Raw genomic sequence first — 16476 nt, forward strand, 5'->3', positions numbered from 1 at the left:
TGTCGGCTGGTGGACGCCGTCCCGGGGTCGCGCGGTCAACCCGCGCGACCCCCGGGCAGCGGCTCAGTCGTGGACGTGCAGCGGCTTGCCGGCCATGGCGAGCATCGCCTCGCCGAAGGCCTCGTACTGCGACGGGTGGCCGTGCACCATCGGGGCGACGTCCTCGGGGTGGGCCTCCCAGCCGACGACCAGCTGGGCCTCACCGATCAGCTCGCCGATGCGGGCCCCGACCATGTGCACGCCGACCACGGGGCCGTCCTTGACCCGCACGACCTTGATGCCGCCGGCGGTCTTGAGGATCTGCGACTTGCCGTTGCCGCCCAGGTCGTAGACGTAGGACTCGACGTTGTCCTTGCCGTACCGCTCCTGCGCGACCGCCTCGGTGGCGCCCACCGAGGCGACGTTGGGGTCGCAGTAGGTGATCTTCGGGATCTTCTCGTCGGGGATGACCACCGGGTTCAGGCCGGCGATCTCCTCGGCCACGAAGATGCCCTGCTGGAACCCGCGGTGGGCCAGCTGCAGGCCGGGGACGATGTCGCCGACGGCGTAGACGTGCGGCAGGTTGGTGTGCAGGCGCTCGTCGGTGATGACGAACCCGCGGTCCATGGTGATGCCGGCTTCCTCATACCCGCACCCGGCGGTGTACGGGCCGCGGCCGACCGCGACCAGCAGCAGGTCGGCCTTGAGCTCGGTGCCGTCCTCGAGCAGGACGGTGACGCCGGAGTCGTCCTGGGTCACGCTCTTGAACCGGACGCCCGTCTTGAAGTTGATCTTGCGCTTGCGGAACGCGCGCTCGACCAGCTTGGCCGCCCACGGGTCCTCCAGCGGGACCAGGGTGGGCAGGGCCTCGACGATGGTGACGTTGGTGCCGAAGGAGGCCCAGGTGGAGGCGAACTCGACGCCGATGACGCCGCCGCCCAGCACGATCGCGGTCTCGGGGACCCACTCCAGGCTCAGCGCCTGGGTCGAGGTGATGACCCGGCCCTCGATGGTCAGGCCCGGCAGGGTGCGGGAGAAGGAACCGGTGGCCAGGATGACGTCCTTGCCGATGTACCGGTCGCCGCCGACGACGACGGTGTTCGGGCCGACGAACTTGCCCTCACCCTCGACCAGCTGGATCTTGCGGGACTTGACCAGTCCCTGCAGGCCCTTGTAGAGCCGGTTGATGATCCCGTCCTTGTACTTGAGCAGCGCCGGGACGTCGATGCCGTCGAAGGTGGACTTCACCCCGATGGACGCACCCTCACGGGCCTCGTCGGCCACCTCGGCGGCGTGCAGCAGGGTCTTGGCCGGGACACAGCCCCAGTGCAGACAGGTCCCGCCGAGCTTTTCCTTCTCGATCAGTGCCACCGACATACCCAGTTCGGCGGCCCGCAGGGCGGCGGCATAGCCGCCCGACCCTCCGCCCAGGACGACCAGATCGACATTGGTGTCGGTCATCGCTACGCGCTCCTCTTCCCAGCTCAGACGGTCTATCCGACTCGCTGAATATGAAATTCATTACCAATGAACGCAACGCCTGCACGCCCAGGGGGATTCCTGGTCGTGACCCGAGGACCGGCTCATGATCAGCTCCCCAGTCGGGTGCGCTGTCCATCTTGGCATCCCCGTAGATTCGGCGCCCTGTCAACCGATTGCCGGTGATCGGGAACACTGGTAGGGCAGCGCAGGCCGGGCCAGGGGGCTCCGCCGAGGTCAGGACGGAGATCGTTGCGGCGATGGGTGTGTTTTCGTGGTGGCGGCGATCCGGCTCCTCCGACTCGGATGCGGGGGACGGGCCGGCGGGAGACGGCAAGGGCCGGCGCGCTCGCACCAAGGTGGCCGACGACCTGGCCGAATGGGCCGGCCGCCGGCGCGGGGTGGAGGTCTACGTCGAACCCAAGACCGCGGTGACCGAGACCAGCGTGGTGCTGGTCGCGCACGACGGGGAGTTCACCCGTCGGCGGATCTCCTCGCCCAAGGCGGCCCAGAAGTTCGCCCACGCGCACCAGCTGCCGATCTACGACGCGATGATCGTCGGCTACCCGCAACGGATGCGTGACTACTCCCGCCGGCAGACCATCCTGCGCGAACGCGAGCAGCGCAAGGCGCTGGGCGACTGACTGCGGGCCGGATGCGCCGCCCGATCGGACTCGACCGGCCGGCGCATCCGGCCCGCAGTCAGCGCGCGCCCAGGTCGGCCAGCAGGGCCAGCAACGTGCGCACCGGCACTCCGGTGCCGCCGGTGGTGGTGTAGCCGTAGGCCTTGCTGTCGTTGAAGGACGGCCCGGCGATGTCCAGGTGGGCCCAGGGGAGGCCGTCGGCGACGAACTGGGCCAGATAGTGCCCGGCCACCAGCATCCCGCCGGACGGTTCGCCGGAGATGTTCTGCAGATCGGCCAGCGGCGAGTCCAGGCCCTCGCGCAGGTGCTCGGACAGCGGCATCGCCCAGCCCCCCTCGCCGACCTCGCGGGCGGTGGCGGCGATCCGGTCCCGCAGCTCGGGGGTGCCCATCACGCCCATCGTCCGCTTGCCCAGGGCGACCACCTGCGCCCCGGTCAGGGTCGAGGTCTCCACCAAGTAGTCGGGGTTGTCCTCGCAGGCCCGCACGATCGCGTCGGCCAGCACTAGACGTCCCTCGGCGTCGGTGTTGAGCACGTGCACGGTCTTGCCGGCCGGGGCCGGCTTGCCCCGGCTGGCGGCGCCACCGTAGTGCCGCAGCACGTCGCCGGGCCGGTAGGCGGTGCCCGATGGCATGTTCTCGGCCAGCGCCGCGTAGGCGATGACGGTGACCGGCAGGGCCAGCCGGGCCGCGCCCAGTACGGTGGCCACGACCGCGGCGGCGCCGGCCATATCGCTGGTCATCTGGTCCATCTTGGGACCGGGCTTGATGGAGATGCCGCCGGTGTCGAAGGTGATGCCCTTGCCGACCAGGGCCACGGTCGCCGCCGACTTGGCCGGGGTGTAGCTGACCCGGACCAGGCGCGGCGGGCGGCTCGAGCCGGCTCCGACCCCCAGGATGCCGCCGTAACCGCCCTTGGCCAGCGCCTTCTCGTCCAAGACCTCGACGGCCAGGCCGGCCGACTTGGCCGCGGCCGAGGCCCGGTTGGCGAACTCGGCCGGGAACAGGTCGTTGGGCGCGGAGTTGACCAGGCTGCGGGCGAAGGCCACCGATTCGGCCACGATCGTGGCCCGCTCGAGTGTCTGCTTGGCCTGCTTGTTGGCCGACGGCACGGTCAGCACGATCGCCTGCACCGGCTCCGAGCCGGGCTTTTTGTAAGTGTCGAAGACATAGGCGCCCAACAGGTGCCCCTCGGCCGCGGCACTCGGGTCGATCAGCGAGAGGGTGGAGACGGCCTTGCTGTGGCCGGCCAGGGCCCGCGAGGCCGCGCCGGCCGCCCGCCGGACCCGGTCGGCCAGCGCACCCGGCTCGGCCTGATCGTCCGTCGCCGGAGCGGCGCCGATCCCCACGACCACCACCCGATCGGCGGCGACCACGCCGCCACCCGCGCTGCCCCCGGGGATCGTCGTCACCGAGCCGGGTTTGCCGGTGCCGCCGGCCAGCGTGGCCGCCGCGACCAGCGCGGCGAATCGATCGTCGGCGGCGACCGGGTCGTCGGCGCCCTGGTAGGCGGCCACCACCAGGGCGTCGGCCTTGACCGTCAACGGGTCGGCGGTGGTCAGGGTCAGTCGAGTCATCGGGGCGGGCTCCTCGGCGGGGGTGCGGGTCGGTCGTCCGGCAGGGGTGACGGCCCGGGTACGGACCGCCCCCGACCGTAGTCGGGCCGTTCTGCACCACGGGTGCGGGTGCGTCCGGCCGCACGCTACGGTCGGCGCCATGGCCGATCACGACTTGCCCGGTGCTGATCAGGACGTCGATCAGGAAGCCGACATGCCCGGACCGCTGCGTCACTCGCCCCTCGATGCCCGGCACCGAGCCCTCGGGGCCACCATGGGCGAGTTCGGCGGGTGGGACATGCCCATCTCCTACGCCGGCGCCGGAGTGGTCGCCGAGCACACCGCCGTGCGCACCGCGGCCGGTGTCTTCGACGTCTCCCACCTGGGCAAGGCCACGGTCACCGGACCCGGCGCGGCCGCGTTCGTCAACGACTGCCTGTCCAACGACCTGAACCGGATCGGCCCGGGACAGGCCCAGTACACGCTGTGCTGCACCGGCGACGGTGGCGTGCTCGACGACCTGATCGCCTACCTGGTCTCGCCCGACGAGGTGTTCCTGATCCCGAACGCGGCCAACACTGCCGCGGTGGTCGCCGCGCTGGCCGCGGCCGCGCCGCCGCAGGTGCAGATCGTCGACCGGCACACCGATTTCGCGGTGCTGGCGGTGCAGGGACCGGCCTCGGCCGAGGTGCTGGCGGCGGTCGGGCTGCCCACCGAGCTGGACTACATGTCCTGGCGGGACGGCGTCCTGGACGGCGCGCCGGTCCGCGTGTGCCGCACCGGCTACACCGGCGAACACGGCTACGAACTCGTCCCCGCCTGGGCCGACGCCGAGAAGGTCTGGGACGCGATCGTGCACGAGGCCGGACGCCGCGGCGGCCGACCGGCCGGCCTGGGCGCGCGGGACACCCTGCGCACCGAGATGGGCTACGCCCTGCACGGGCAGGACCTGGGCCCGCAGATCACCCCGGTGCAGGCCCGGGTGGGGTGGGCGGTGGGCTGGCGCAAGCCGAGCTTCTTCGGGCGGGACGCGCTGCTCACCGAACGGGAGAACGGGCCGCACCGCGTGGCGTGGGGCCTGCTGGCTCTGGACCGCGGCGTACTGCGCGGCCACCTGTCGGTCGTGGACGCGGCCGGCACCACCATCGGCGAGACGACCTCGGGCACCTTCTCACCGACCCTCGGGGTGGGGATCGCGCTGGCCCTGATCGACACCGTGGCCGGCGTCGTGGAGGGCGACGAGATCGCCGTCGACGTGCGCGGCCGGCGGATGCGGGTCCGGGTGGTCAAGCCCCCGTTCGTGCCCTCCCACGTGCGCTGAGGTGTCCAATCGGGTAGAACTGGCCTGAATCGCGCGGGCCGGGCCGGAAGATACTCGGACGTCCTACTAACTGCGATATTCTGGCCGGTATGACGACCTCCACCGCCGGAGCGACCCCAGTGCCGCAGTTCCGGCGCGAACAGCACCCCTCGCCGGTGAGCGTGAGCCGCCGGGACGAAATTCACGCCGCTCCCGGCTTCGGCCGCTACTTCACCGATCACATGGTGCTGATCGACTACGACCAGGGGCAGGGCTGGCACGACCCGCGCGTCGTGCCTTACGGGCCGTTCAGCCTGGATCCGGCGACCATGGTGCTGCACTACGGCCAGGAGATCTTCGAGGGGCTCAAGGTCTTCGCGCAGGCCGACGGCACCCTCGCGGCGTTCCGGCCGGAGGCGAACGCGGCCCGGTTCAACCGCTCGGCCGTGCGCCTGGCCGTCCCCGAACTGCCCGAAGAACTGTTCCTGGCCAGCATCCGCGAGCTGCTCGCCGTCGACGGGGCGTGGGTGCCCTCGGGCGGCGAGTCGTCGCTGTACCTGCGGCCGTTCATCATCGCCACCGAGGTCGGCCTGGGGGTGCGGCCCTCGGCCAGCTACCTGTTCTGCCTGATCGCCTCGCCGGTGGGGGGCTATTTCGCCCGCGGCGTGCAGCCGGTCAGCGTCTGGTGGTCGACCGAGTACGTCCGCGCGGTGCCCGGCGGCACCGGGGCGGCCAAGTTCGGCGGGAACTACGCCGCCTCCCTGGCCGCGCAGGCGCAAGCCGCGGAGAAGGGCTGCGACCAGGTCGTCTGGCTGGACGCCGTCGAGCGGCGCTGGGTCGAGGAGATGGGCGGGATGAACCTGTTCTTCGTGATGGGCTCGGGGCCCACCGCGGAGCTGGTGACCCCTGAGCTGTCCGGCTCGCTGCTGCCCGGCATCACCCGCGATTCACTGCTGACCATGGCTCGCGAGCTGGGCTACGGCGCGGTCGAGCGGCGGATCTCCACCGACGAGTGGGCCAAGAAGGTCGAGAGCGGCGAGCTGACCGAGGTCTTCGCCTGCGGCACGGCGGCCGTGATCACCCCGGTCGGCTCGGTGCTGCACGCCGAGGGCGGCTTCGAGATCAACGGCGGGCAGCCGGGGCCGATCACCATGCAGCTGCGGGAGAAGCTCACCGACATCCAGTACGGCCGGGCCGCCGACACCCACCGGTGGATCACCAAGCTGGGCTGAGCGGATTCTAAGCAGAGTCTGCGGCCCCTGGCCGCAGACGCAACAAACGGCGCCGATCGGAATCGATCGGCGCCGTTTGCCGGTGCGCTGAGGTCGGCGGCCCCGCAGGGCGCGCCGACCGGGCTCAGCCGCGAACGACCTTGCCGGCCTTCAGGCACGAAGTGCACACATTGAGCTTGCGGACCGTGCCCGGGGCGACCTGCGCCCGGACCGGCTGAATGTTGGGATTCCACCGACGGTTGGTTCGCCGATGGGAGTGGGAGACGCTCATGCCGAATCCCGGGCCCTTGCCACACACGTCACACACGGCAGCCACGCCGAACACCCCTGTCACAATCCAAGCGAGCGGCCATACCGGTGTCGCAGCGGCCGATCAGAGCAGTCAGAATCCACCCGGCGAGGGCCGGGCAACCACCCCAGGGTACTCATCCTGAGCGTCACGTCCAAACCGCCCGACCCGAGCGGGCACCATGGACCCCATGACCGCCCTGGATGTCGCCCTCGTCGACCGCTGGTTCGACCGGCTGCGCAGCGTCGATCCGTCGGCGATAGGCGCCTGGGGGGTGCGACCGACGTCCCAGGAACTTGCGGCGCTGGAGGAGGGCCGGATCGGCCTCGGTCTGGCCGTGCGCGACCTGCCCGCACCGGCCGCGGTGGTCGAGCTGACCGAGGTGCCGGCGCTGATGCTGCGCGACTACCTGGCCGGCTTCGCGGCCGGGGTCTCCGAGGCCCGCCGGTTGCTGGCCGTCGAGCCGTCGGTCGATCTGTTCGGTGGTCTGGATCCGGGGGCCGACGCGGGCGGCGCGCTGGCGCTGGCCGCCGGCCTGAATGCGGCGGCCGCTGCCCTGACCGACCCGGACCGGGACCCCCGCCGGTCCGGATTCACCGCGGACGGCCCGACGGCGGCCGAGTCGGCCCGCTCGGCCGGCGTCAGTGCCGCCGAGTTGGTGGTCGATGGCGCCGATCTGCACCGGATCGCCGCGGTGGCCGCCGGGGCGGCCGGCAACGGGTGGCGGGTGGGCCTGCCGCCCGAGAACCGCGACGGCGAGCGGGCCGACTACCGGGATGCTCCTATGGTTGTCAAGCTGCTTTGGCGGGTCGTTTTTCTGCGGACGCGGACGTAAGCGCGAGGAAGACTTCTCGGGCGACATATCGCTTGAGGCAGCGGATGATCTCGGGCTTGGTCAGCCCCTGGGCGGTGCGTCGGGCGATGTAGTTCTTGGTTCGATCATCGGTGCCCATGCGGGTGATGACGATGCGCCAGAGTGCGCTATTGGCGGCTCGGTCTCCGCCGCGGTTGAGCCGGTGCCGGGTCGTCCTGCCCGACGAAGCAGGCAAGGGCGCCACGCCGCACAGCATCGCGAAGGCGGCCTCGTTGGTGAGGCGGTCGGCATTCTCGCCGGCCGTGACGAGCATCTGCCCGGCCACGTCGGGACCGATGCCTTTGAGTGCGAGCAGCCCGGGGTTGATCTGGGCCACGAGCGGACCGAGCAGCTCGTCGAGATCGGCGATCTCGACGCTGAGCGCCCGGTGGCGCCGAGCAAGAGAGCGCAGCGCGATCTTGGTGGCCGTGCCCGGATCGCCGGCACCGGCACGGTCCGGCCGCTGGTCGGCGCAGACCTTGATCAGTTCTCGGTCGGGCAACGCCCGCAGCTGGGCGCGCAGCGATTCCGGTGCGGTGACGATCAGCGCCTTGATCTGTCGCTGCACGTCAGCGCGTTGCCCGACGGCCGAACGGCGCGCCACCCGCAATGCCCGCAGCGCCTCGACACGACCGTCTCGATGCTTGGGCAGCCCGGTGCGCACCCGGGCCAACGCGGCCCGGGCCGCAGCCTCGGCATCGACGGGATCGGATTTGCCCTGCCACCGGCGGGCCTTGCGGTCGGGCCGGTCGACCTCGACCATGGCCACGCCCTGGGCGGCCAGCAATCGGGCCAGGCCGGCCCCGTAGACACCGGTGCCCTCGACACCGACCAGCAGCAGCGTCCCGAACCCGCGCAGCCACCGTAGCAACGCCCGGTAGCCGGCGGCGTCGGTGGGGAACTGGGCCGACCCCAACACCCGCCCCGCGGTGTCCACCGCTGCCGCGGTGTGGGTGTCCTTATGGGTGTCCACACCGCCGACCACCTCGACCGCCGATGAGTCTGCTTGTCGCTCCGCTTGTACTGCTGTCATCGTTGACCTGCCGTCCTGTCGCTGAACCGGGAAGGGCGGCACGCGCCGGTCGGGCGGGCGGACAAGACAGTGACGGGGCCTCTGGCCAGGCTCCTATAAGGTCACGACGCCCGTCCGGCAGGTGCCGAGATCGCCGCCGAACCCCGGCCGACACATCCCGTTCAGGACACCACGGTCAGTCAGGGCACGAGTCAAGCCGAAGCTCGACGGCGATCCACCCCTACATCCTCACTGTCAGGGCACTGGTCGGCATGCTGCTGGTCGCGCTGGAGCGGGAATGCCGCGATCCGCTGCCGCCGGCCCAGCCGGCCGCCTGCGGGGCGTTGCCCGGCGAGAACACCGGGACCGCGTTCCTGGCCGAGATCACCTGCACCCTGCACGTCGACGGCGAGACGATGGCCACCCTGATCGGCGAGCTGAACCGGCTGTGCCGGGAGGTCGCCATCTGGCCGACCGACGGCTCCCCGGCGTTCCATCTGCACACCGACCGGCCCGGTGAGGTGATCGAGGAGCTCTACGCCAGCGGGATGCCCTTCGATCTGCAGATCACCCGGCTGGACTGACGCGCCCGCGTCCGGGGCGACCGGGCCGCCACGCGGCCCGCCCGGAGGGTCGTCGAGGGCATTGTCGGTGCCGGCAGCCAAGATGGACGCTGCAGGCACGGCACGACGAGTCAGGCAGGAACGACGGACGTTGGAACAGATCGGGCTGGACACGCCGCTCAAGGAGCTGATCGGTGCCCGGACCGCGGGCCGGCTGGCCGACAAGCTCGAGCTGGCCACGGTCGGCGACCTGCTGCGCTACTACCCGCGCAAGTACGACCAGCGAGGCCGGCTGACCGACTTGGGCAAGCTGGTGGTGGGGGAGCGGGCCACCGTGTGGGCCCGGGTGGTCAAGGTGGTGGAGAAGGAGTTGGGCCATCGGGGGCCCGGCCGCGGCGCCCGCGGTCGCGGCGGCGGGGTCAAGCACATCACCAAGGTGGTGATCGGCGACGACCACCGCCAGCTGACCTGCACCTTCTTCAACCAGTACCACTGGACAAAGACGCTGCCCCCGGGCACCGACGCGATGTTCTCCGGCAAGATCACCAAGTTCCAGACCGAGCTGCAGATGAGCTCGCCGTCGGTGGCCATCCTGTCCGACGGGCGCGGGTCGGACGGATCCACCGAGAACAATCCGATCGAGATCATCGAGTCGTTCCCGGGTGGGGTGATCCCGGTCTACCCCTTGGTCGAGGGCGTCACCCAGGCCGTTCTGCAGCGCAGCGTGCGGCTGCTGCTGGACCTGGGGCCTCGGATCGAGGACCCGGTGCCCGAGGTGCTGCTGGCCCAACGGGGCCTGGTCGACCTGGCCACCGCCCTGCACGACATCCACCGGCCGCGGACCCAGGAGCATCTGGATCGGGCCAAGGCGCGACTGCGCTACGACGAGGCGCTCTCGGTCCAGCTGGTGCTGGCCCGGCGCAAGGCGCTGGCCCGGGAGTTCCCGGCCGAACCGTGCCCGCGGGTGCCGGGCGGGCTGTTGGACGCCTTCGACGCCAACCTGCCGTTCGAGCTGACCGCCGGCCAGCGGGCCGTCGGGGAGGCGATCGGCACCGATCTGGCGACCATCCATCCGATGAACCGGTTGCTGCAGGGTGAGGTCGGTTCCGGCAAGACGGTGGTGGCCCTGCGGGCGATGCTGCAGGTCATCGACTCCGGCCGGCAGGCCGTCATGCTGGCGCCAACCGAGGTGCTGGCCGCCCAGCACGCCCGATCCCTGCGGCAGGTGCTCGGGCCGTTGGGTCGCGGCGGGGAGCTCGGCGCGCCGGCCGAATCCACCGCGATCACCCTGCTCACCGGCTCGCTGCCGGCCAAGGCCCGCAAGCTGGCCCTGCTCACCATCGCCTCCGGGCAGGCCGGGATCGTGGTCGGCACCCACGCGTTGCTCTCCGAGGGGGTGTTCTTCGCCAACCTCGGGCTGATCGTGGTCGACGAGCAGCACCGGTTCGGCGTCGAACAGCGACATGCCCTGCGCACCAAGCATCCTGACGGTAGCCCGCCGCACGTGCTGGTGATGACGGCCACCCCGATCCCGCGCACGGTGGCGATGACGGTGTTCGGCGACCTGGACACCTCCACCCTGGACGAGTTGCCCCGCGGCCGGTCGCCGATCGGCACCACCGTGGTGCCGGCCGCGGAGAAACCGGCCTGGGTGGAACGGGCCTGGCAGCGGATCCGCGAGGAGGTCGGCAAGGGGCATCAGGCGTACGTGGTCTGCCCGAAGATCGGCGACGGGTCTGGTGAGGATGCCGCCGGAGAACTGTTCGAGGACGGCTCGGTGGCCGAGACGGACAGCGACGCCGAGGGCGAATCGACCCGGCGGGCGCCGCTGGCGGTGACCCAGGTGGCGGCCATGCTGCGGGACGGTCCGCTGGCCGACCTGCGGGTCGGCGTCCTGCACGGCCGGCTGGTGCCGGCCGAGAAGGACGCGGTGATGACCGCTTTCGCCGCCGGCGAGCTGGACGTGCTGGTCGCCACCACCGTCATCGAGGTCGGCGTCGACGTGCCCAACGCCACCATGATGGTGATCATGGACGCCGAACGGTTCGGCATGTCCCAGCTGCACCAGCTGCGCGGCCGGGTCGGCCGGGGCAGCGCCCCGGGCATCTGCCTGCTGGTCACCGAATCGCCCGAGGGCACCCCCGGCCGGTTCCGGCTGGCCGCCGTCGCCGCCACCACCGACGGCTTCGAGCTCGCCGAGGCCGACCTCGAACTGCGCCGCGAGGGCAACGTGCTCGGCACCGAGCAGGCCGGCAAATCCACTGCGCTGCGCCAACTGTCGTTGCTGCGGGATCGGGACGTCATCGAGGACGCGCGGACCGACGCGGCCGGGCTGGTCGGCGACGACCCGGCCATGGCCCGCTGGCCCGGGCTGGCCGACATGGTCTCCGCCGTCATCGCCGAGCAGGATCAGGACTACCTGGACAAGGGCTGAGGGGGCGGCGCCCCGGCCTCACACGTGGGTGTGGGCCTGCCAGTGCGCCTGCAGCTCGGCCGGGCCGGTCGTTCTCACCTGTCCGCCCCGACCCCACAACGACAGGTAGAGGTCGGCGGCCGAGCCGCGCAGGCGCAGGTCGACGGGGTCGTCGTCCGGCGCGTGCCGGAGCGCCTCGGGCGGTTCGGCGGACACGCGGACCGTCCACCGGCTCGGGGCGTCGGTGGCCTCGACGGTCACCCGGTACGGACGATCGGAGTGCAGCGTCGACTCGGGTCGGGGCAGGAAGCTGCCGAGGAACTCGTCGATGCCGTCCACCGCCAGGTCGCGCTCGACGGCCGCCTCGGCGGTGGTAGGGAAGCGGCCGAGCCGGGCGGCGAGCATGTCGACGCCATGGACGGTGGCCTCGTGGGCTTGGCGGCGGGCCCAGTAATGCCGAGCCGGGCCGGGGTCGGCCAGGAAGACGATCGTCTGCAGGTCGGCGGGCGCGCCGCGCAAGGCCGCGGTCACACCGGCCGTGCCGGTGTCGAACCACTCGATCAGCGCGGCGCCGTCGGCCCGATCGGGCGTGGCGAACATGGCCTGCAGGTCGTGGTCGTCGGGCATGGTGCGCCGTTGCCGGGTCACCACGTCGGTGACGAACCGCTGCACCCCGCCGAGGTGCCCGATCAGATCGGCGGCGGTCCAGTCCGGGCACGTGGGCACGACGCGGTCCGCCGCGGTTCGGGCGAAGTCGGCGGCCAGCCGGGCCGACCGGTCGGCCACCACCTGGATCAGTCGGGCGGTGTCGTCAGTGCTCATGCGTCTGGTCCATTCGGTAGAAGTCGACGGCGTTGTCGTGCAGGACGGCCGGCAGCGCCGCCGCGCCGAGCGCGTCGCCGATCAGGGTCAGGTCGGACGGTTCGAACGGCCGGCGGGCTCGGGTGCCGGGCAGGTCGGTGCCGACCATCAGGCTGTGCGGGTTGGCGGCGTGGATCTGCCGCAGCGTGCCGGGCACGTCCAGCTCGACCCGGCCGAAGCCGGTGGCCTTGATCCGCACCCCGGCCTCGGCCAGCGCCAGCAGCGTCGGGCGGTGGGCCGCGGTCAGCCCGAGGTGGTCGATGCTGACTCGCGGCAGCCGGCCGATCGGATCGGCCAGCTGGTCGAGATCGGCCGCGTCCAGGTAGAGCTCGATGTGCAGCCGGGCCACCGCCCAGGCCCGCTGGCCGAACGTGGTCAGCGCGGCCACCGATTCGCTGCCCCCGCGGAACAGGTTGAAGCGCACTCCCCGGACACCGCTGTGCGCGAGGTCGATCAGGTCGGCGTCGGTGGCCTGGGCCGGGACGTTGGCCACGCCGACGAAGCCCGGACCGAGCGCCGTCAGCGCCGCCCGCAGGTAACCGACGTCGAAGGCCTGGAACGAGCCGGAGACGACGCTGCCGCCGACGATCGGCAGCGCGGCGACCGCCGCCCGGTACTCGGCCGCGGTGAACGGCGGCGGCCGGTAGCCATGGTTGGCGACCAGCGGGAACGCCGGATCGATGATGTGCAGATGGCTGTCGAAGATCGGCTGGGCCACGGCGACGACGATAGGCCGCCGGCCGGGCGAAGGTGAGGCGACCCTATCGGCCCGGCGGGAGTGTCGGGGGCGTCTTGTAAGTTGCCTGCGACGGCCCGACCGCGAGCGGATCGCGTCGGCCGGGTCAACGACAACAGAAGAGGACGGTGGCATGTTCGCCAAGATCCTGGTGGCCAACCGAGGTGAGATCGCGGTTCGTGCGTTCCGCGCCGCCTGGGAGCTGGGCATCGACTCGGTCGCGGTGTTCCCCTGGGAGGACCGCAACTCGGTGCACCGGCAGAAGGCCACCGAGGCCTACCAGATCGGCGAACGTGGCCACCCCGTCCGGGCGTACCTGGATGTCGATTCCATCGTGCGGACCGCCGTCGCGGCCGGGGCCGACGCGGTCTATCCGGGCTACGGCTTCCTGTCCGAGAACCCCGACCTGGCCCAGGCCTGCGCGGATGCCGGCATCACCTTCATCGGGCCGTCCGCCGCGGTGCTGGAGATGGCCGGCAACAAGGCCACCGCGGTGGCCGCGGCCACCGCCGCCGGGGTGCCGGTGCTGCCCTCCAGCGCACCCTCGTCCGACGTGCCCACGCTGATCGCGGCGGCCGAGGAGATCGGGTTCCCGGTGTTCGTCAAGGCGGTCGCCGGCGGCGGCGGCCGGGGCATGCGCCGGGTCAACACCCCGGCGGAGCTGCCCGAAGCCCTAGCCACCGCGATGCGGGAGGCCGACTCCGCGTTCGGCGATCCGACCGTGTTCCTGGAGCGGGCGGTGATCGAACCCCGCCACATCGAGGTGCAGATCCTGGCCGACCACCGCGGCCCGCAGGGCGACCCGGCCGGCACCATCCACCTGTTCGAGCGCGACTGCTCGGTGCAGCGCCGGCACCAGAAGGTGATCGAGGTGGCCCCCGCGGTCGGCCTCGATCCGGGCCTGCGGGACCGGATCTGCGCCGATGCCGTGGCCTTCGCCCGGCACATCGGGTACGTCAACGCCGGCACCGTCGAGTTCCTGGTCGAGGGGAGCGGGCCGGACGCCCGGTACCACTTCATCGAGATGAACCCGCGCATCCAGGTCGAGCACACGGTGACCGAAGAGGTCACCGACGTCGACCTGGTCGGTGCCCAGATCCGCATCGCGGCCGGCGAGACCCTGGCCGACCTGGGTCTGGCCCAGGAGAGCATCCGGGTCAACGGAGCCGCCCTGCAGTGCCGGATCACCACCGAGGATCCGGCCAACGGGTTCCGCCCGGACACCGGCAAGATCAACACCTACCGCTCGCCGGGCGGCGGGGGCGTGCGCGTCGACGGTGGCACCGTGCATTCCGGCGCCGACGTCTCGGCCCACTTCGACTCGCTGCTGGTCAAGCTGACCTGCCGCGGCCGGGACTGGAAGCAGGCCGTCGCCCGGGCCCGTCGGGCCCTGGCCGAGTTCCGCATCCGTGGCGTGGCCACCAACATCCCGTTCCTGATGGCCGTGCTGGAGGATCCCGACTTCGCCGCCGGCGGGGTCACCACCAGCTTCATCGAGACCCACCCCGAGCTGCTGTCCGCCCGGCACTCCGCCGACCGCGGCACCCGGCTGCTCTCGTACCTGGCCGACATCACCATCAACAAGCCCTACGGTCCGCGTCCGGCCGGGCTGCTCGAGCCGCACCTGAAGTTGCCGGCGGTCGACCTCAAGCACCCCGCCCCGCCCGGCACCCGGCAGGCCCTGGTCGACCTGGGTCCGGAGGGCTTCGCCCGCCGGCTGCGGGAGGCGCCCGACCTCCTGGTCACCGACACCACGTTCCGGGACGCGCACCAGAGCCTGCTGGCCACCCGGGTCCGCACCCGCGACCTGGCCATGATCGGGCCCGCGGTCGCCCGGCTCACCCCGCAGCTGCTGTCCATCGAGGCCTGGGGCGGCGCCACCTACGACGTGGCCCTGCGGTTCCTGTCCGAGGACCCGTGGGAGCGGCTGGCCACCCTGCGTGAGGCGATCCCCACCATCGCCCTGCAGATGCTGCTGCGCGGCCGCAACACCGTCGGCTACACGCCGTACCCGCAGGCCGTCACCGACGCCTTCGTGCACGAGGCGGCCGCGACCGGCATCGACATCTTCCGCATCTTCGACGCCCTCAACGACGTCAGCCAGATGCGCCCGGCGATCGACGCGGTGCGGGCCACCGGAACCGCGGTCGCCGAGGTCGCCCTGTGTTACACCGGCAACCTGTCCAACCCGGCCGAGAAGCTCTACACGCTGGACTACTACCTGCGGCTGGCCGAGCAGATCGTCAACGCCGGCGCGCACGTGCTGGCGATCAAGGACATGGCCGGGCTGCTGCGGGCCCCGGCCGCGCACACCCTGGTCACCGCGCTGCGCGAGCGGTTCGACCTGCCGCTGCACCTGCACACCCACGACACCGCCGGCGGCCAGCTGGCCACCCTGCTGGCCGCGTCGGCGGCCGGGGTGGATGCGGTGGACGCGGCCAGTGCCTCGATGGCCGGCACCACGTCCCAGCCGCCGATGTCGGCCCTGGTCGCGGCGACCGACTTCACCGGCCGGCCGACCGGCCTGGACCTGCATGCCGTGCAGGAGCTGGAGCCGTACTGGGAGGCCGTGCGGGCGCTGTACGCGCCGTTCGAGTCGGGCCTGCGGGCGCCGACCGGCCGGGTCTACCAGCACGAGATCCCCGGCGGGCAGCTGTCCAACCTGCGCCAGCAGGCGATCGCGCTGGGCCTGGGACACCGGTTCGAGGAGGTCGAGGCCACCTACACGGCGGCGAACGCGATGCTCGGCAACCTGGTCAAGGTCACCCCGTCGTCCAAGGTGGTCGGCGACCTGGCCCTGCACCTGGTCGGGGCGCGGGTCGACCCGGCCGAGTTCGAGGCCGATCCGGGCCGCTTTGACATCCCGGACTCGGTGATCGGGTTCCTGTCCGGCGACCTGGGCGACCCGCCCGGGGGTTGGCCGGAGCCGTTCCGGACCAAGGCCCTGGCCGGCCGCCGGTACACCCCGCCGGAGGCGACGCTGAGCGACCAGGACGCGCAGGATCTGGCCGCCAACCCCCGGCCGACGCTGAACCGGCTGCTGTTCCCGGGGCCGGAGCGCGAGTTCCGCCAGTCCCGGCAGCAGTTCGGCGATCTGTCGGTGCTGCCCACCGTCGACTACCTCTACGGGTTGCAGCCCGGCGCCGAGCACGTGGTCGACCTGCAGTCCGGGGTCCAGCTCTACCTGGGGCTGGAGGCGACCGGTGCCCCCGACGAGCGCGGCCTGTGCACGGTGGTCACCACCCTCAACGGCCAGCTGCGCCCGCTGCAGATCCGCGACCGCAGCGTCGACGTGGACGTGCCGGTGGCCGAGCGCGCCGACCCGGGCAATCCGTTCCACGTCGCCTCGCCGTTCGCGGGCGTGGTCACCCTGGCGGTCAGCGAGGGTGACGAGGTGGAGGCCGGGGCGACCGTGGCCACCATCGAGGCGATGAAGATGGAGGCCTCGATCACCAGTGCCCGGGCCGGTCGGGTGCAGCGCACCGCGATCAACCCGGTGCAGCAGGTGGAGGGCGGCGACCTGCTGCTCGTGCTGACCGACGGCGCCTGAGCGGGCCGGC

Annotated in this window: 13 protein-coding genes; 7 read left to right on the top strand and 6 right to left on the bottom strand. The window is 72.0% G+C overall.

Annotated elements, in window-relative coordinates; genetic code table 11:
- Positions 1-63: 63 nt before the first annotated feature.
- Positions 64-1440, bottom strand: coding sequence for a dihydrolipoyl dehydrogenase (gene lpdA / locus NAMU_RS09325; RefSeq protein ID WP_015747156.1), 1377 nt, complete (start codon positions 1438-1440; stop codon positions 64-66).
- 278 nt (positions 1441-1718) lie between these two features.
- Here lpdA and NAMU_RS09330 point away from each other — a divergent pair, with 278 nt between their 5' ends.
- On the top strand, positions 1719-2102 hold the full coding sequence (locus tag NAMU_RS09330) for a hypothetical protein (protein WP_015747157.1): 384 nt from the start codon (positions 1719-1721) through the stop codon (positions 2100-2102).
- 58 nt (positions 2103-2160) lie between these two features.
- Here NAMU_RS09330 and NAMU_RS09335 read toward each other — a convergent pair whose 3' ends face one another.
- On the bottom strand, positions 2161-3678 hold the full coding sequence (locus NAMU_RS09335; RefSeq protein ID WP_015747158.1) for a leucyl aminopeptidase: 1518 nt from the start codon (positions 3676-3678) through the stop codon (positions 2161-2163).
- Positions 3679-3871: 193 nt separating this feature from the next.
- On the opposite strand from NAMU_RS09335, the gene gcvT reads away from it, so the two are divergent.
- Both gcvT and NAMU_RS09345 read left to right on the top strand, forming a co-directional pair.
- Positions 3872-4978, top strand: a complete 1107-nt coding sequence (gene gcvT / locus NAMU_RS09340) for a glycine cleavage system aminomethyltransferase GcvT (protein WP_015747159.1) — start codon at positions 3872-3874, stop codon at positions 4976-4978.
- A gap of 89 nt (positions 4979-5067) precedes the next feature.
- Positions 5068-6189, top strand: coding sequence for a branched-chain amino acid aminotransferase (locus NAMU_RS09345; RefSeq protein ID WP_041368654.1), 1122 nt, complete (start codon positions 5068-5070; stop codon positions 6187-6189).
- A 124-nt stretch (positions 6190-6313) separates the two neighbouring features.
- On the opposite strand, the gene rpmB is transcribed toward NAMU_RS09345, so the two are convergent.
- A complete protein-coding gene (gene rpmB / locus NAMU_RS28145) occupies positions 6314-6505 on the bottom strand; it encodes a 50S ribosomal protein L28 (protein WP_015747161.1) in 192 nt (63 codons plus the stop codon).
- A 163-nt stretch (positions 6506-6668) separates the two neighbouring features.
- Between rpmB and NAMU_RS09350 the strand changes: the two genes are divergently transcribed.
- Complete coding sequence (locus NAMU_RS09350; RefSeq protein WP_041368656.1) at positions 6669-7313, top strand: hypothetical protein; 645 nt, start codon at positions 6669-6671, stop codon at positions 7311-7313.
- Here NAMU_RS09350 and NAMU_RS09355 read toward each other — a convergent pair.
- Positions 7270-8364, bottom strand: a complete 1095-nt coding sequence (locus NAMU_RS09355; RefSeq protein WP_052307831.1) for an IS110 family RNA-guided transposase — start codon at positions 8362-8364, stop codon at positions 7270-7272. The two genes, NAMU_RS09350 and NAMU_RS09355, sit on opposite strands and share 44 nt — an antisense overlap.
- Before the next feature lie 251 nt (positions 8365-8615).
- On the opposite strand from NAMU_RS09355, the gene NAMU_RS09360 reads away from it, so the two are divergent.
- Together NAMU_RS09360 and recG are read left to right on the top strand one after the other, a co-directional pair.
- Positions 8616-8927: a hypothetical protein gene (locus tag NAMU_RS09360; RefSeq protein ID WP_015747163.1), complete on the top strand. Its 312-nt coding sequence runs from the start codon at positions 8616-8618 to the stop codon at positions 8925-8927.
- Positions 8928-9009: 82 nt separating this feature from the next.
- Entirely contained in the window at positions 9010-11340 is a 2331-nt protein-coding gene (recG, locus tag NAMU_RS09365) for an ATP-dependent DNA helicase RecG (protein WP_052307874.1), read from the top strand.
- 18 nt (positions 11341-11358) lie between these two features.
- Here the strand turns inward: recG and NAMU_RS09370 are convergent, their stop codons facing one another.
- Both NAMU_RS09370 and NAMU_RS09375 read right to left on the bottom strand, forming a co-directional pair.
- On the bottom strand, positions 11359-12141 hold the full coding sequence (locus NAMU_RS09370) for a maleylpyruvate isomerase N-terminal domain-containing protein (RefSeq protein ID WP_015747165.1): 783 nt from the start codon (positions 12139-12141) through the stop codon (positions 11359-11361).
- Positions 12131-12898: an amidohydrolase family protein gene (locus tag NAMU_RS09375; RefSeq protein WP_015747166.1), complete on the bottom strand. Its 768-nt coding sequence runs from the start codon at positions 12896-12898 to the stop codon at positions 12131-12133. The genes NAMU_RS09370 and NAMU_RS09375 overlap by 11 nt, the downstream gene beginning before the upstream one ends.
- Positions 12899-13049: 151 nt before the next feature.
- On the opposite strand from NAMU_RS09375, the gene NAMU_RS09380 reads away from it, so the two are divergent.
- A complete protein-coding gene (locus NAMU_RS09380; protein WP_015747167.1) occupies positions 13050-16466 on the top strand; it encodes a pyruvate carboxylase in 3417 nt (1138 codons plus the stop codon).
- Positions 16467-16476 lie beyond the last annotated feature (10 nt).

It is taken from the genome of Nakamurella multipartita DSM 44233 (assembly GCF_000024365.1).
Lineage (GTDB): Bacteria > Actinomycetota > Actinomycetes > Mycobacteriales > Nakamurellaceae > Nakamurella > Nakamurella multipartita.

Bases quoted from the DNA above. Each gene is read 5' to 3' on its own strand.
- lpdA (WP_015747156.1), bottom strand. From the start codon at position 1,440: ATGACCGACACCAATGTCGATCTGGTCGTCCTGGGCGGAGGGTCGGGC.
- NAMU_RS09330 (WP_015747157.1), top strand. From the start codon at position 1,719: ATGGGTGTGTTTTCGTGGTGGCGGCGATCCGGCTCCTCCGACTCGGAT.
- NAMU_RS09335 (WP_015747158.1), bottom strand. From the start codon at position 3,678: ATGACTCGACTGACCCTGACCACCGCCGACCCGTTGACGGTCAAGGCC.
- gcvT (WP_015747159.1), top strand. From the start codon at position 3,872: ATGCCCGGACCGCTGCGTCACTCGCCCCTCGATGCCCGGCACCGAGCC.
- NAMU_RS09345 (WP_041368654.1), top strand. From the start codon at position 5,068: ATGACGACCTCCACCGCCGGAGCGACCCCAGTGCCGCAGTTCCGGCGC.
- NAMU_RS09350 (WP_041368656.1), top strand. From the start codon at position 6,669: ATGACCGCCCTGGATGTCGCCCTCGTCGACCGCTGGTTCGACCGGCTG.
- NAMU_RS09355 (WP_052307831.1), bottom strand. From the start codon at position 8,364: ATGACAGCAGTACAAGCGGAGCGACAAGCAGACTCATCGGCGGTCGAG.
- NAMU_RS09360 (WP_015747163.1), top strand. From the start codon at position 8,616: ATGCTGCTGGTCGCGCTGGAGCGGGAATGCCGCGATCCGCTGCCGCCG.
- recG (WP_052307874.1), top strand. From the start codon at position 9,010: ATGGACGCTGCAGGCACGGCACGACGAGTCAGGCAGGAACGACGGACG.
- NAMU_RS09370 (WP_015747165.1), bottom strand. From the start codon at position 12,141: ATGAGCACTGACGACACCGCCCGACTGATCCAGGTGGTGGCCGACCGG.
- NAMU_RS09380 (WP_015747167.1), top strand. From the start codon at position 13,050: ATGTTCGCCAAGATCCTGGTGGCCAACCGAGGTGAGATCGCGGTTCGT.